We start from the raw sequence: 17217 nt of genomic DNA, 5'->3' as shown, positions 1-17217 counted from the left end.
AGAGACGGACGCCGTGGGGGCGGGTGGCGCGCGCGAGCCGCTCGGCCTGACGGGGATCGACGAGGGTGGCACGCCTGCCGGCGTCGGCGGGGTCGTGGTCGCGACCGGGTGGGAGGCGGCCGCCCTGGCGGGGGCGGTCCGCGCCGCGGGCACGGCGCTGGTGGCGGGCGCGGACCGGCCCGACGGCGAGGGCCGCTGGGCCTCCTGCGCCCGGACGGGGGTCTTGCGCGGGATCCTCTTCGCGGGCGCCGGCGACGACCCGGCGGGCCCCGCGGGAGCACCGCCGGGAGCACCGCCGGCGGCGGCCGCCGGTCGCTGAGGTAAGGCTTCTCCGGTGGGCTGGGGCGCCTCGGCGGCGCCGGCCCGATACGCGAACGCGAGAACGGCCAGGCCGACGCCCGCGGCGACGCTCACGCCCAACATCACCAGTCGCGACACCTCGCGACCCCCGCAAGCAGGCAATGTGCACCTCCTCGAAGATCCACTTCGAGAATCGCCCACAAATCGTTGGTGTGCCTTGCGAATTCGTGACGTCTGATCTTTCGCCACCCGGGTCGCGCCGCCCGCTTTCGGGGTGAAGACGGTGCCCTCGTGAAAAGAATGTGCCAACGATGACAGCGCCGTTGACCAGCACCTACTGATGCTCATAGGTTTCACATCCTTGGATGGATGGAGGCACTATGAGGTTGAACAGAGGCGGGCGGGTGCTCGCCGCGGTCGCGACGCTGGTGGGGGCCGCGGCGGCTCCCCTGGTGGCGACCCCGCCGGCACTCGCGGTCACCAACCCGGCGAGTTATGTCAACACGCTCGTCGGCACCAACGGCGGCGAGACGTTCCCGGGCGCCGACACGCCCTACGGGATGGTGCAGTGGAGCCCGGAGAACACCGCCGGCAACCAGACCCGGACCGTGCGGCCCGGCGGCTACGGGTACAACGCCACCCGCGTCCGCGGGTTCAGCCTGACCCACATGTCCGGCACCGGCTGCGCCGGCGGCTCGGGTGACATCCCCTTCATGCCCTACGTCGGCGCCGTGAACTCGTCGCCGACGGCGGACACGACCGACGCCAAGTACGCGAGCAACTTCTCCCACGCCGACGAGACCGCCACCGCCGGCTACTACCGGGTGGGGCTCAGCTCCGGCGTCAACACCGAGCTGACCGCGACCACCCGCACCGGGTCGGGGCGCTTCACGTACCCCACCGGCAGCACCGCCTCGATGCTCATCCGCACGTCGAACTCCGAGGTCGGCAGCAGCGCCGCGACGGTGAACATCGACGCCGCCAACCGCACCATCAGCGGCTCGGTGACCAGCGGCAACTTCTGCGGCTACATCAACGCCGTCGGCCGGCGCAGCTACTACACGCTGCACTTCACGGCGGTCTTCGACAAGCCGTTCGCGAGCGTCGGCACCTGGCAGGACGGCACGCTGCGGGCCGGCACGACCAGCGCCTCCGGCGGCACGACCTACGGCACCGACGGCTGGCCGGTCGCCGGCCGGGGCTCCGGTGGCTACGTCACGTTCGACCTCAGCCAGGGCACGGCCGTCGGCGTGCGGGTCGGCATCTCGTACGTGAGCCAGGCCAACGCGCAGGCGAACCTCGCCGCCGAGAACCCGGCCGGCACCACCTTCGACACGGTGCGCCAGCGGGCCACCGACGCGTGGAACACCGAGCTCGGCCGCATCGACGTCACCGGTGGCACCACCGCCCAGCTGCAGACGTTCTACACCGCGCTCTACCACGCGCTGCTGCACCCGAACGTCTTCAGCGACACCAACGGCCAGTACGTCGGCATGGACCAGCAGGTGCACTCGGCGGCGAGCGGCCACGCGCAGTACGCGAACTTCTCCGGCTGGGACGTCTACCGCGGGCAGGTGCAGCTGATCACGCTGCTGCGTCCCGACGTCGGCGCCGACATCGCCCAGTCGCTGCTCAACCAGGCCACCCAGAACGGCGGCGTCTGGGACCGGTGGACACACAACCAGGGCGGCACCCACGTGATGACCGGCGACCCGGCGCACGCGGCCGTGCCGAGCATCTACGCGTTCGGCGGCACCGGCTTCGACGCGACCGGCGCGCTCAACTCCATGGTGCACGCCGCGACCACCGTCACCGCGGCGGACCTCAGCCGGGACGGCTGGAACGTCATGGTCGTCGGCGAGCGCCCCTCGCTGGACAAGTGGCTGTCCATCAACTACATCCCCGCCAACGGCAACGCCTGGGGCGGCGCCGGCGAGACCCTCGAGGACTCGGTCGCCGACTTCGGCGTGTCGCAGCTCGCCCAGCGGCTCGGCAGCACCACCACCGCTTCGCAGTTCCTGGCCCGCTCGCAGTACTGGAAGAACGTCTACAACCCCGGCAACGGCGGCTACATCCAGGACCGTAACGAGAACGGCACCTGGCCGTCCTTCAGTCCCGGCAGCTCCAACGGCTTCGCCGAGGGCAGCGCCGCGCAGTACACCTGGATGATCCCGCACAACGTCCGCGGCCTCTTCGACAAGATGGGCGGCAACGCCACCGCCGTCAGCCGGCTGGACAGCTTCTTCCACAACAGCGACGGCAGCTGGGCCCTGACCGGCGCCGGCGGCACCAAGTCCGAGATGGACAACGAGCCGTCGATCGGGGTGCCGTGGCTCTACAACTTCGCCGGCCGCGCGGACAAGGCGCAGCAGACGATCCGCCAGGTGCTCAACGCCCTGTGGACGCCGACCCCGTCCGGCATCCCCGGCCAGGACGACCTCGGCGCGATGTCCGCCTGGTACGTGTGGTCCGCCATGGGCATGCACCCGCTGACCCCCGGCCGCGCCGAGCTGCTCCTGTCCGCGCCGCTCTTCCCGGGCGTCACGGTCAAGCGCGGCAACGGCAAGACGATCACCATCACCGCACCCGGCGCCGCCACGTACGTGCAGAGCCTCACCGTCAACGGCACCGCCTCCACCCGGGCGTGGCTGCCGGAGTCCTTCGTCGCCAACGGCGGGACACTGGCGTTCACGGTCGGCACCACCGCCAACCCGTCGTGGGGCAGCGCTGTTGCTGACGCCCCGCCGTCGTTCGACACCACGGTCACGCCGCCTGCCACGAACCTGGCGCTGAACCGGCCCGCCACCGGCTCCGCCGCCTGCAACACCAACGAGGGCCCCGCCAAGGCCGTCAACGGCAGCGTCTCGGGCGGCACCAGCGACAAGTTCTGCTCGACCGCGGCGACGAAGTACCTCCAGGTCGACCTCGGCAGCGCCAAGGCGCTCACCTCGGTGACGGTCCGCCACGCCGGCGCCGGCGGCGAGAGCGCCACCTGGAACACCCGCGACTTCGACGTGCAGGTCTCCTCGGACGGGACCACGTGGACCACGGTCTCCCAGGTCCGCGGCAACACGGCAAGCGTCTCCACGCACCCCTTCACGGCGACCGCCCGCTACGTGAAGCTCAACATCATCACCGCCGAGCAGGGCTCCGGCGGCGCGACCCGCATCTACGAGTTCGAGGTGTACTGACAGCTCACCGGCCGGCCTCGCGCAACCGCGCGGGGCCGGCCGCCCGTCGCCGCTGCGAGACGAAGAGCCACGCACTCGCCTCGCCCGCTCCACGTTTGTCCCAATGCCGGACAGGAAAGTCCCGTTCAGCTACGTAGGCGTCCTGCGTTGGTGCGCCTCGAGCGTGGCTCGCTTGATGAAGATACGGTAACTGTCACTCCGGCGATCCGCATTCTGCATGGGGTCGACCCTGAATTCATCGTCCGCAATGTCCGAAATTTGAACTCCGAAATCATTGAGCAGGCGCAGTGCAGCCTCATTCTTGACGTCGGTGAGTACGTCACCACGGGCGAGCAGGAGCCATTCGCCACCATTGTCCATGCGCGGACGCCACCCTTCTCCGATTTTAGGCACACCGCACTAGCGACGCCGCCGCATGGAATGTCTCATGATATCCAGCGCCCACTGCTCGGCCCCTGCATGGTCGGCCGGGGCCTCAAAAACGGCATGGGCCAGCTCGTGACCGATGGTCAATGCGGCTGTACGCGGCGAGCGCAGCGCCATATCCGTGAGGTCAGTGGTCGACCTCCCACCCGGTGTCCGAATCACCCTGTCTGCAAAATTGAAATGGGTCCAGGCGTACCTGTTTGGCTCCCAATACGGGTCATCCCTGGGAATGTATCGCAAGTCCATGCTCTGCGTGCCGATTCCATAAGATTCGGCAGCTGCCCTTGCCTCGTCGACCGTCAGCGGCGGCCCGTCATAGGTGTCCTGCTCGGCAGTGCAGGAGCAGGAAATTCCGTTTGGTGCCTGACCCGAACCACAGTTGTGAACGAGTACCGACGCTTCACCAGCAACCACATAGTACGTGTGGACATCGGCGACGGTGAGGTCGTGCATGATCCGCGTGGCGTTAAGAAGCGTGATGCCGAGGACGACCGCCACCTTGCCGTCAAGCGTGTGGACGCGCTCGCCCGGCAACAGATCCGCTGCGTCCACCCACGTTCCGCGCGTCTCGGACCAGAACGGATGCCGCTGCGTGGTGCTCATGGTCTCGATGCCGTCGTCGACGGCGATGATGACGTCGACCAAGTCGCTGTCCAGGTTGACATGCTTGCGCGTCACCACCCGCGCAGTCGTGTCACCGGTCTCCGGGTCGGTGGCGAGTACCTCGTCACCTGCTTGAACGTCGCCGATGGGTTCAGTGGAACCATCGGCCATGCGGACCGGTGTGTCCGCATCAAAGCTGTGCTTCCGGCATCTGCGGCCGCCCGAAGTGCCGGCATTCGCCGCACCGCCGGCCGCATTACTCGCCTCGTCGGCCACGCCACCCGCGGCGTTGTCGGCCTTCTTGGCGCCGGCGCCGATGTTGGCGGCGAGTTCGTCGGCCTTCTTCCTCGCCGCGGCGATGAGGTCGTCGGTGCGTTTGATGACGTCGTTGGCGATCTTCATCGCCTTTTGCCACGACTGGTAGGCGGAGAACGCCCGTTCCACGCCCTTGACGATCGACTTGAGTGACTTCAGGACGCGGCCGGACGGGAAGAGGCCGATCAGCGCGTTCACGCACGAGCTGACCTTGCCGGATCTGATGCAGTCGACGATGTCGGTGATGCCGAGGAAGTCGAGGAGGAACGCCAGCCCCTGTTCGAGGATGATGTCCATCAGTGACTTCTTCTTGGTGGCCTCGGCCTCGGCGCGCTCGGCCAGTTCCTTCGGCGTGAGACCGGTGCCTTCGGCCGGGGGGTACAGCTTCATCTCGTCGGCGGTCTGGTGGGTCGGGTCGCCCGGGAACGCCTCGCCGGTCGGGTCGGCGTTCACGATCGGGGCGTTGTTGCCGTAGGCGTAGCCGTTGAGCCGCTGCGGGTCCTGCGGGATCGTGAGCGGGTCGACGGAGATGAAGCGGCCCAGGGTCGGGTCGTACTCGCGGGCGCCGAGGTGGGTCAGGCCGGTCGACTGGTCCTTCGTGCCACCGATGAAGCCCTTGTCGCCGGGCCAGCCGACGACGGCCGCGCCGCGGTCCTCGCCGAACGGGGTGGCGCGCCGCTTCTGGAAGGTGCCGGTCGACGCGTCCATCGCCAGGGTGGCGGTGCCGTGCGGGTCCGATGCCAGGTAGGTGAGCTTGTTGTCGTCGGTGCGCACGGCGACGGTCATGCCGCCGTGGCTGTAGTAGCGGGTCGCGGTGTTGACGCCGCTGGTGCTCTTGTGGATCTCCTGGCCGGGCAGGTAGAGCGTGGTGCCCGTGTCGTCGCGGCGGATGAGGCGACTGCCCGCGGCGTCGTTGAGGTACTCGGTGACCTTCGTGCCCTCGGTGACCGTGGCGAGCTTGCCCTCGGAGTTCCACTTGAGGGTCTGCGTGCTGCCGCCGACCACCCGCTGGGTGGTGTTGCCGGAGGCGTCGTACTGGTAGGAGGTGAGGGTGCTGCCGCCGACGGTGGTGCTGCCGAGCTTGTGCCCGGTGCCGTAGACGTAGTGCTTCGTCGGCTCGCCGGGCAGCTCGTGCTTCTGCTCGGTCGTGCGGTTGCCGGTCTTGTCGAAGGTGTAGCTGCTCCAGTACGGCGCCGGACCGCCCAGGTTGGCGGTGGTGCGATTCGCGGTGGTGCAGTCCAGCGTGGCGGGTGTCCACGCCTCGGTCATCCGCCGCAGGTAGTCGTACTGGAAGCACTGGTGGTCCTGCGGCTGGCCGGTGAGGGCCGGCTGGTCCGAGGCCGACGTGACGTTGCCGACCGCGTCGTAGGTGTACTTCGCGTTGTAGGCGGACGCCCCACCGTTCGGCCGGGCCGACGACGTGAGCAGCCGGCGGGTCGCCTCCTCGTAGGTGAACTGCAACAGCATCGAGCGGTTGCCGGCGCCGGTGGCGCCGACGGTCACGCTGAGCGGTTCGGCGAAGGAGTTGTAGGCGCTCGCCTGGACGTAGGAGGAGGCGCCGGCCAGGGAGATCGGCAGACCCCAGGTGTTGTACCCGTAGGTCAGCGTCTCCGCGGCGAGGCTGCCGGCCGCCGGGAGCTTCGTCGTCTTCGGCGAGCCGTCGAAGTTGAAGGTGTGCTCGTACGTATAGGTGCCGGCGAGACCGCCCTCGATCATGGGGATGCCGACCGACGTCTTGACCGGCCGCAGCGCGTGGTCGTACTCGACGACGGAGTTCCGGTACTCGTCGGCGCCGACCCAGCGCGACGACGACGTCAGCAGGCCCTTCTTGAGGGTGTCGTACGTCCAGGTGGCGAGGCGCTTCTCCGGCGTGCTCGTCACGTCCTTGAGCTCGAGCGGGCGGCCGACCGTGTCATAGGTGATGCCGAGGGCGTAGTTCCGCGCGTCGATGGTCTTGACGACCTCGCCGTACTGGTTGTACTCGATCTTCGACGTGCCGCGGTCCGGCTCCCGGGTCTCCTTCGTGCGGTGCAGGTCGTCGTAGAAGTACTCCCACTTGTTGCCTGCGGAGTCCTCGACGACGCTCTGCTGGCCGTCCTTGGCGTAGCTGTACTTCGTCTCGTCGTAGCTGGTCGGGTCCGACGGGGTCGGCACGCCGGTCTTGTACTGCCAGAGCTTCGACACCCGGCCCTGCGGGTCGTAGGTGACCGTCGCGGCGCCCGCGCCGGCCGGCGGCGTCGTGCTGATCTGGTCGCCGTTGTACGTGGTCGTCGTGCGCCACTTCTCGAACAGGCCAGACGAGTTGTGCCCGAACAGGATCTCGGCGGTGACGCGGCTGGCGCCGTCGTAGGTGGTCTGGATCTGGTTCGGCAACGACGCGTCTGCCAGCGGCAGGTAGTTGAAGCCGGAGGGCGCGTCGTTGTTGATCGGCCCGGAGCGCTTCACGATGCGGTTCTGGCTGTCGTAGTCGATCGTGTTGACCGAACGCCCGCCGGAAGGGCTGGCGATCTGGGTCTGCCGCAGCCGCAACAGGCCGTCGTAGATCTCGTACTTCGAGGTGTACTGCGGGGCCAGGGTCCCGGCCGGGGAGCCGGTGACCTGTGACGGTGACTGCAGCGTCGTGGACATGACGACCGGCGGGGCGTTCCGCTGGATGAGGTACTGGTAGGTGGTGTTCGGGGTGTCCGCCCCGCGGATGCGGGTCGGCCCCCAGACCTTGAGCACCCGGCCGAGCGCGTCGAGCTCGACCTCGGTCTTGACGTCACCCTGCGCGGTGGCGTTGCTCGAGTCGCCGTTGACGACCGGGGCGCCCCACGCGGGGTCCGAGTCGAGGTAGGTGACGTGGCCGATCGGGTCCGTCGTCGTGATACGGGTGATCGGGCCGTTGCCGGAACGGGTGTAGTCCGTGTGCGTCCAGTTCTGTTTGACGTCGTACGAGTCGGTCATGTTGCCGCCGGCGTCGTAGACCGTCTTCGACTTCGTCTGGTAGGTCACGCTGCTCGCGTTGGCGCCGGTGAAGCCGTTGAACTCGTCGACGCGGGTCACGAGACCGCGGGCGCCGACGTAGCCGAGCGTGTCGGACCCGTCGTAGTAGGTGCGGCTGTCGGACAGCACATCCGCCTTCGGCGGGTCCGCCACCGAGCATGCGGCGCTGAGCTTCTGGGCGCGGACCGGCCGGTTCGGCAGGTACGCGACGCTGCTCGACGCGAACGTGTACTTCGTGCACTCGTCGTCGTTGACGTCGCCGACGACGCCCATGTTGTGCACGGCGGTGATCGTGCCGTCTGCGGCGAGGGTGTTGACGACCCGCGTCTCGCGGACGTTCGTCGGGCTGAGATAGGTGAACGAACTGGTGGCCGTGGTGGCGACCTTGGTGGCGTTGATGACGCCCCACGGCCGGGTCTGCGACGCGGTCGCCGCGGAGACCCAGAAGTCGGCGATGGAGGTGCTGAGCCTGGTCGTGGCGTCGAGGAACTGGGTCGTCTCCCGGGTCATCCCGGTGAAGCGGTCCTCGTCGGGGACCGACCCGCCTCTGGAGTCGGTCACGTTGACCGTCTTGAAGACGCCGGCCGTGGCGGTGCGGTCGCCGTGCATGCCGCGGTAGAACCGGGACTCGGTCTTGCCGCGGGTGCCGTCGACGCCGTCGCCGGTGTAGGTGACGACGGTGCCGTAGCCGCGCCACTGCGACCAGGTCTTGTCCTCCTCGGGGGTGATGCCGTCGAGCTCGTCGAAGCGCCAGGCGGCGTCGCCGACGTAGTCGTAGTCGGTGACGACCTGGGTCACCGCGGGCACCGTGTAGCCGGAGACCGACTGCGTGACCCTGTCCACGATGTACTTGTGGAAGTAGTCGATCCGGTTGGGGTACGCGTCGTCGCTGCCCTTCACCGGCATGCAGCGCTGGGTGTTGGTGGCCGGTGACGCCGGGAGGTTGGTGCGGGAGCAGTTCGTCGGCGCGTAGCGGACCGCGAGGGTGCCGCCGTTCTCGTTGGTGATGCCGATGATGCGGCGCCAGTTGAGTGGTGCGATGTTGTTGGCGAGGTCGTCGACCCGGTTCGGCATGAACGTGCCGTCGAAGGTGACCTCGGGCATGACGATCTCGGGTGTGGCGCCGCGGCCGGTCTGGGTGATCCCGTCGAGCCACAACGCGTAGCCGGTCGCCGCGTCGCCGCTGACGTAGGAATGGCGCAGCGTCCAGCGGTCGACCGGCCGGTAGCCGACGCCGTTGTTGTTGAGGACCTCGGTGTCGACCTGCTTCAGGCGGCGTTTGGTGAAGAACGCCGGCGAGAACGTCTGCGTGCACGGCGCCGCCGAACAGTTCAGGTCCATCGGCGTGTCCGGCCAGTTCCACGCGTCGTTGCAGTTCGTGTTCGGCAGGCACCGGTCACCGGTCTCGAACAGCACTCTTGCCAGGGCCGGCGTGCTGGTGACGGCGTTGCTGCGCTGGCCGTACTCGATGCGCTTGAGGTTGCCGCCGCGGGTGTACCAGTCCGGGCTGTTCGCCTCGCCGTAGCGGGCGTACTTGTTGGTCTCCGGGTCGTAGAAGTACGACATGGTGTTGCCGTTGACGTCCACGACGTAGTCGACGTTCCACTTGTACCCCTGCCGACAGGCGGAGTTCTGGAACGACGACTGGTAGCAGGCCTCACCGGGGTGGTTGCCGTACACCGGCAGCGTGAACGTCGACTGCGTCGTCTCGCCGCCGCTCCAGCCGGGCAGCCGGTTGTAGCCGAGGTAGTACTGCGTGCCGTCCGGCGACGTGAACTTCCAGTACTCGCCGTTGTCGTCGCCGTTGCCGCGCCCGGCGTCGAACAGCTGCTCGACGATCGAGCCGTCGTCGTCCTTCAGCTTCCAGAAGTTCGTGGTGCCGACCTGGACGAGCTCGGAGGAGTGGCCGTTGAGCGAGATGGTCGCGTTGTCGGAGAACCAGCACATGTCGCCGGTCGGGCGGGTCTTGTTGTTCGCCGCGCCCTCCATGTCGCTGGCGCACGGCTTGTAGCGGCGCTCGATCTGCCCGGGCGAGAACTCGAAGCCCATGCCGATCCACGACGTCTGGTTGTTGGCGGCGTTCGTGCGGCCGTCGACGCCGCTGGAGGCATAGGACAGGCTGATGCTCGGGCTCGGACCGCCGTTGGCCGGCGGCACCCGCAGCGGGTAGGACCAGGTGAACTCGCCGGTGGCGCCGCCCGCACCCCACGACGACGAGGTCGTCAGCGACGTGGCACCGAAGTTGCCGGCGCTGCCCTGGACGCCTGCCTGGACGGCGAGCAGCTTGGTCGCGCCGCCGGCGAGGGTCACGTCACCGCCGATGCGCGCCGCCCCGGTGTCGTTGGTGGCGGCCAGCTTCCGGCCGGTCCGGCAGGCGCTCAGCTCGGGGGTGGTCGCAGCGCAGTCCGGGAGCTCGACGAGGCGCAGCCGGGAGCTCCAGGCGCCACCGTACGCGGCACGGAAGCCGCTGTAGTCGACCTCGACCGCGATCGTGTCGGTGCTCATCGTCCGGTCCGGCCGCGACACCCGCAGCAGCAGCCCGTCCACCCCGGACTTCGCGGTGCGGGCCCGGTCGTACACCTCCACCTGCACTGCCTGCGGCCCCGCCAGCGGCACCTTCCGCAGATCCTCCCGCACGCCGCCGCGGGCGTCGCCGACGAAGACCGGGCTGCCGCCCGCCCGCGTCGGCCCCGCCTTGGCCGGGCTGACGACGTCGGCGTTGGTCCGCGCCGGCTCCGCCGCGAGACGCCGCGCGGCCAGGTCGACCGTCGAGGTCTCGGCCCTCGGCCACACCACCGGCGGGCTCGCCTTGAGGGCGATGTCCTGCTCGGCGTCGGCGATCGGCTTGACGACGTTCCTGCGGCTCTTGTCCTCCGGGACGATCCGCTCGACCTGGTTCGGCTGGGCCGCGAAGGGGTCGACCGGCGCGGCGTGCGCCGGCAGGACCGACACGGCACCGCCGGCGAGTGTGACGCTGAGCACCCCGATGAGCGTCGAGACAGCCCAGCGACGTCGGCGACCGCGCTGACGAGCCGGCGGAACTTCGGGCCGCACAACAGAAACCACAGACCAGGCCACGGCATCCTCCCCGTTACGAGCCGTAGAGCGATACCTCACGGAGAGGGGTCGCCGCTCGATCATGCATGTGCATGTGGAGATCCGCAAGACATTGAAATTTTTATGCATATCGTTCTAGGCTCCGGCACGACGACACCGCGGAGCAGTGCAGCCGGCCCTCCAGCCAGCGCATATGCACCCGGCCGGTGTCGACGTCATGAACAGCGGATGTCGTGTGGGTCGCCCAACGGGCGACCCACACGGCGTTGCGGGCGCGGCGACAGGCACCCACGGGGAGGGCACTCATATGGCGACACAGGGGACGCGGCACAGCCGTGGCCGGCGATGGCCGGTCTTGTCCATCGCGGCGGTTCTGGCCGCCGCGGCGGTGATCAACTGGCCGCAGTTCGTCCGGCCGGAGCCGCCGGCGTCGCAACCGCCGGCCGCCGGGCGGCAGGCCCAGCAGCAGCCGGGCGCGACGGCGGCCGACGTGCCGACCGCGCAACGGTTCACCGAGGCCAAGCGCACCAGCCGGCCCGTCGAGATCCTCGAGCGGCGCACCGAGACGACCGAGTACTTCGCGAACCCGTCCGGCACCTACACGATGCGGCAGTACACCGTGCCGGTGCGGGTCAAGCAGGGCACGACGTGGGTGCCGGTCGACCTGACCCTGCAGCGCGCCCCCGGCGGCGGCGTGCGCTCGAAGGCCGGCCCGGTCGACGTGACGTTCTCCGGCGGTGGCAACGGCGACGTCGTCCGCGTGCGGGACCACGGCCGCGAGTTCACCCTGACCTGGCCGAAGGCGCTGCCCGCGCCCCGGCTCGACGGCGACTCGGCCGTCTACCCCGACGTGCTGCCCGGCGTCGACCTGCGGGTCACCGCGCAGCGGACCGGCTTCAGCAAGCTCTTCGTCGTGAAGGACCGCGCAGCCGCCGACAGCGCGGCGTTGCGCAGCCTCACGTTCGGCGTGAGGACGAAGGAGCTGAAGCTCACCGGTCGCGCCGACGGCGGGTTCGTCCTGAAGGACCGCGAGGGCAACCAGGTCTTCGCCGGCGACGCACCGTCCATGTGGGACACCCCGCTGCTGCCCGCCGGCGCGACCGAGGAGCAGCGGCTGCAGGCGCAGCCGGCCCACACGGCGACGGCGGGCTCACGCGTCACCGGCCACGACATCACGATCGTGCCCGACCGCGCGATGCTCGCCCGGTCGGACCTCAACTTCCCGGTGTTCGTCGACCCGTCCGCGATCGTGGTCACCAACGGCAACTGGACCCACATCAACCAGGCCAACGGCAGCAAGTCCTACTGGTCGGAGGACCGCGACCGGGCGAAGGTCGGCTACTCGTACTGGGCCTCGACGAAGACGCCGTGGCGGTCGTTCTTCCTCTTCGGCACCCCGACGCTGAGCGGCAAGCAGATCACCCGATCGACGTTCTCCATCACGCTGGACCACTCCGGCAGCTGCAATGACACGCTCGTCTACCTGTACTCCACGGCGAACGTGTACAGCTCCAACGCCGTCACGTGGAACAACTCCTCCGGCAGCGGCACCTGGAACTGGCACCTCGGCGCCCAGTCCGGCCACGCCAACCAGGGCAACGGCTGCGCCGGCGGCAACCAGCCGGACATGAACATGTACTGGTCGAGCGACCAGTACCCGGCGATCAACTCCGTCGTGCAGAACGCCGCCAACGGCGCCTACGGCGCGCAGATGACCTTCGGCCTGCGCGCCGCCGACGAGGGCGACCGGTACCAGTGGAAGCAGTTCATGCCGTTCAGCGCGGCGCTGACGGTCGAGTACAACAGCACCCCGAACGTGCCGTCGGAGCTCGACACCGTCCCGCCGTCGGGCTGCGGCTCCGAGCAGCGGCCCACCCGGATGCCCGCCGGGATGCTGACCCCGACGTTCACCGCGCTGCTCAACGACACCGACGCCAACACACTGCACGGCGAGCTCAACGTGCTGCAGGGCGCCACCGAGACCGTCGTCTTCGCCGCCAAGACGTCCGGCGTCGCCAACGGGTCGTCGGCCGCCTGGCCGCAGGTGCCGGCCGGCACGCTCGCGGCGAACACGCTGTACTCCTACCGGGCCCGGACCAACGACGGCACCGGCGTCAGCGCGTGGAGCAACCGGTGCTTCTTCATCGTCGACAACCAGGGCCCCGATGTCCCGGTCATCGACCCGGCCGTGCGCCCGGTGACCGACCCGGCAGGACCCGAGGACTTCCCGAACGGGGTCCCGGTCCGCAACACCGGCGAGTCCGGCAGCATCGCCTTCCGCCACGCCGCCGGTGACACCGACATCGCCGGGTACCGCTACGGCTTCGCCGCGGACAAGCTGACCGGCTGGGTGCCGGCGCAGGAGGACGGCAACGCGACGGTGCCCATCACGCTCTGGACGAACCCGGAGACCGGCTTCCCCGAGTCCGAGCTTTATGTGCAGGCCGAGGACCGGGCCGGCAACGTCAGCCAGACCACCGCCGGGCCGTACTACCTGGTCGCCAACGACACCGGTGCGGTGCCGGCCGCCAAGCGCGGCGACGTCAACGGCGACGGCAAGGGCGACATCTCCGCGATCATCGACGCGGGCGGCGACCGGCTCCGCGCGTGGACGCTCACCTCCGACGGCGCGGCCCCGGACGGCAACATCCAGCTGTCCACCCAGACCGTCGGGTGGGACACCGGCCGCGACGGCTCGTCGTTCGTCACCATGCGGTTCGTCAGCGGGGACTTCACCGGTGACGGCCTGAGCGACCATGCGCTGTTCCGGCAGGACCCGGACGGCCGGCTGCGGCTGTACCTGCTGCAGTCCAAGGGCAACCGGTTCGACGTGGTCGACGGCGTGCTGTGGACCAGCCCCGCCGGCGATCCGCTGTGGAACCTGGCCGGCATCAAGGCCCAGTCCGGCGACTTCGACGGCGACGGCGACACCGACATCGCCGTCCTGCGCGACAACGGCTCCGGCGGCTGGACCGCCTTCCGCTTCAACAGGGACCCGGCGACCGGCCAGTACGTCCCGACCCAGTGGTACACCCAGGCGAGCGGTTGGGTGTGGGGCCAGTACGACATGCTCACCGGCGACTTCGACGCCGATGGTTACACCGACCTCGCGCTGGTGAAGGAGGCAGGCAGCGGCATCACGAGCCTGCAGAAGTATCTGTCGAGCTCCACCGGCCCGCAGACCCCGCCTTCGCAGCTCATTTCGGTCGCCTACAACCGCAGCCGCTTCGTGGCGGGGAACTTCGACGGCGACACGACCAACGGCCGCGGACGCACCGACATCCTCGTGCTGACGGAGACGTCCTCGAACACGAGCAACCTCACCGTCGTCACCTCGACCGCCACCGGATCCACCGTCGGCGCCGCATGGCCGGTCGACACCGCGTTCGACTCGCGGAAGGTCAACCAGCTGCAGTCGGCCGACTTCAACGCCGACGGTCGCGACGACCTGGCGGCGTTCGCCGGCGGCCAGGTCGCCGGGGTGACGCAGCTGTGGACGGCGCTGTCCACGACCACCGGGTTCGCGGCGCCGACCATGCAGCGCACGTGGACCGTGTCGGAGAAGCCGGAACGCCGGGCAGCCTGGCGCTTCGACGAGACCGGCACCGGCGTCTCCGACGACTACGGCGACAACCCGGCCACCGTGTCCGGCGGCGCCGCCCGCGGAACGGGCCGCACCGTGCGCGCCGGCGACCGCAGCCTGGTGCTCAACGGCACGAACCAGTACGCGTCGACGACCCAGCCGGTCGTGCGCACCGACCGCGGGTTCAGCGTCGCGGCCTGGGTGAAGCTCGCCAGCACCGGCGGCTACTACACCGCGGTCGCGCAGGAGGGTGTGAACCAGCCCGGGTTCATCCTCGGCTACGCCCCCGGCCAGTGGCGGTTCCTGTTCACGGCGGCCGACAACACCACCCCGACCTACCTGGGCGCCATCGCGGCGGTCAACCCCGTGGCGGGGGTGTGGACACACATCGCCGGCGTCTACGACGAGAGCGGGCTCATGCGGCTCTACGTCAACGGCGTGCTGGCCGCCACCTCGTCCCCCCGGTCCACCGTCTGGAACGCCTACGGTCCCCTGCAGATCGGCCGGACGAAGCTCGGCACCTCCACCGGCGGCCAGGACTACTTCCCCGGCAGCATCGACGACGTCGACATCTTCGACCACGCCGCGACGGCGCACGAGATCGCCACCCTGGCGACGACCGGCACCGTCACCGGCAGCCCGACCGCGTCCAGCACCGTCACCGCCGGGCGCAGCCTCAACATCGCCAACGGATACAGCGACTTCCAGCGCGACGACTACGGCCACATCATCCGGTTCACGACCTCGGTGACCGTCGGCGTCACGATCGAGGACTGGGGTGGCAGCGCCGCGAGCCAGCCGGTGGTCTACCAGGTCGGCCCCGACCTGGACGTGTTCTTCCGCGGCACCGACAACCACCTGTGGAACTTCCGGTGGTCACCGGCGAACGGCCTGACCAAGACCGACTGGGGCGCCGGCGCGACGGGCGGCGTGAGCGGGTTCGCCTACAACGGCGAACGGCATGTCTTCACACCGGCCTCCGACGGCACCCTCCGGCACTGGTACCAGAAGCCCGGTCAGGCGCCGGCGTCCGAGACCTGGAACGGCACCCCGGCGGCGGAGGCGACCCCGTCAGCGTTCCTGACCACCGACAACCGCTTCGAGGTCTTCGTCCGCAGCACCGCCAACCACCTCCTGTGGTGGGAGCAGCCCCGGACGATGACCACCGCACCGGCACCCGTCGCGTTCGCCGGCGCCCAGACGGTCGCCGGGGACCCCTCCGCCGTCGTCGTCGCCAACCAGATCAACGTCTTCGCCCGTGTCGGCACCGGCACCGGCGGCAAGCCGATCCACCGCTGGTACTTCACCAGCAGCGGTCCCTCGACCCCGATCAGCGACGTGACCTGGGGCGGCGGCGCGCTCGGACAACCGACCGCGGTGTGGTGGTGGACCAACGAGATCTGGGTCTACGCCCGGGGCACCGACGGCCACCTGTGGCGCTGGAACGGCCGCTCCGGTGCGCCGAGCACCATCACGTACACGTCCTTCGGCGGTGGCTTGCTCTCGTCGGGCTTCAGCGCGCCGAGCGTCCACACCGACGTCGGCGCCCAGCATTACATCTTCGACCACGGCCAGGGCGGCACCCTGCAGTACTGGTACTGGTACTACACCGGCGAGATCGGCTGGGGTGACTGGAGCGGCAACCTGGGCGTCCTCAGCCAGGGTTCGTAGTACACGCCGGTGGTGCCGGGATCCCCGATCGGATCCCGGCACCACCGGCGGGCACCGCCACGGCCCCGCGGGGCCGGTGGATGATTGCCGCACCGTGCGCGGCGCCTACCGGGTGCAGCCATCGACGGATAGGCTTGGCCGACCGTGAAACTGCGGCCGGCACCGAAAGGCAACTCTGTGACCGACGTCGATATGGATAACCGCGAGGTAATCACTGCGGACGGTCGCAAACTGTTCGTGGCGGCGTCCGGAGCGCCCGGCGGGACGCCGGTCGTGCTGCTGCACGGGACGCCCGGCAGCCGCTTCGGGCCGCGCCCCAGATCGAGTGTGCTCTATCGGCTCGGCGTCCGGCTGATCTCCTACGACCGCCCCGGCTACGGCGACTCCACCCGGCACCGCGGGCGGCGCGTGGCCGACGCCGCCGCCGACGTCGAGACCATCGCCGACGCGCTCGGCCTGGACCGCTTCACCGTCGTCGGGCGCTCCGGCGGTGGCCCGCACGCCCTCGCCTGCGCGGCCCTGCTGCCCGAGCGGGTGACCCGCACGGCGGTGCTGGTCGGCCTGGCCCCGCGCGACGCCGAGGGCCTCGACTGGTACGACGGGATGACCGAGGCCAACGTCGACGAGCACACCGCCGCCGACGCGGACCAGGCGGCGCTCACCGAGCGCCTGGACGAGCTGGCCCGCCGCACGGCCGACGACCCCGAGTCGTTCATGGACCTGCTCTGGGAGCAGATGACGGAGGCGGACCGGCGGGTGGTCAACGGCCTGCCCATCCGGCGGCAGTTCCTGGACACCTATCGCGAGGCGCTGCGCCGCGGCCCGTACGGGTGGATCGACGACGATCTCGCATTTCAGAACAACTGGGGATTCGCGTTCGAGGACATCACCGGACCGGTCCTGCTGTGGCACGGCGCCGACGACAATTTCTCGCCCGTGAATCACAGCCGCTGGCTGGCCGGCCGGATCCCGCACGCCGAAGTGCGGGTCCAGCTGGAGACCGCGCACTTCGGCGCCGTCGAGGCGCTGCCGGAGGTCCTGGTCTGGCTCGCCGCCGACCCCGTCCCGACCGGCGACGCGCTGTAG

6 protein-coding genes are annotated in these 17217 nt (G+C 69.7%); 4 read left to right on the top strand and 2 right to left on the bottom strand.

Annotation, left to right across the window (positions count from 1 at the left end; genetic code table 11):
* Positions 1-13: 13 nt before the first annotated feature.
* Both ABZ321_RS42915 and ABZ321_RS42910 read left to right on the top strand, forming a co-directional pair.
* Entirely contained in the window at positions 14-319 is a 306-nt protein-coding gene (locus tag ABZ321_RS42915) for a hypothetical protein (protein WP_344512240.1), read from the top strand.
* Between the two features lie 361 nt (positions 320-680).
* On the top strand, positions 681-3491 hold the full coding sequence (locus tag ABZ321_RS42910) for a GH92 family glycosyl hydrolase (RefSeq protein ID WP_354901490.1): 2811 nt from the start codon (positions 681-683) through the stop codon (positions 3489-3491).
* Between the two features lie 129 nt (positions 3492-3620).
* Here the strand turns inward: ABZ321_RS42910 and ABZ321_RS42905 are convergent, their stop codons facing one another.
* Together ABZ321_RS42905 and ABZ321_RS42900 are read right to left on the bottom strand one after the other, a co-directional pair.
* Positions 3621-3851: a hypothetical protein gene (locus ABZ321_RS42905; protein WP_354901488.1), complete on the bottom strand. Its 231-nt coding sequence runs from the start codon at positions 3849-3851 to the stop codon at positions 3621-3623.
* Positions 3852-3890: 39 nt separating this feature from the next.
* Positions 3891-10802 carry a polymorphic toxin-type HINT domain-containing protein gene (locus tag ABZ321_RS42900; protein ID WP_354901487.1) on the bottom strand — a complete coding sequence of 2304 codons (6912 nt, stop codon included), beginning with the start codon at positions 10800-10802 and terminating at the stop codon, positions 3891-3893.
* A gap of 430 nt (positions 10803-11232) precedes the next feature.
* Between ABZ321_RS42900 and ABZ321_RS42895 the strand changes: the two genes are divergently transcribed.
* A complete protein-coding gene (locus ABZ321_RS42895; RefSeq protein WP_354901485.1) occupies positions 11233-16131 on the top strand; it encodes a LamG-like jellyroll fold domain-containing protein in 4899 nt (1632 codons plus the stop codon).
* Positions 16132-16368: 237 nt separating this feature from the next.
* Positions 16369-17217, top strand: a complete 849-nt coding sequence (locus tag ABZ321_RS42890; RefSeq protein ID WP_344512230.1) for an alpha/beta hydrolase — start codon at positions 16369-16371, stop codon at positions 17215-17217.

The sequence above is a fragment of the Dactylosporangium sp. NPDC006015 genome, assembly GCF_040614215.1.
GTDB classification, from domain to species: domain Bacteria; phylum Actinomycetota; class Actinomycetes; order Mycobacteriales; family Micromonosporaceae; genus Dactylosporangium; species Dactylosporangium maewongense.
This window is presented reverse-complemented; position numbering and strand designations above follow the sequence as displayed.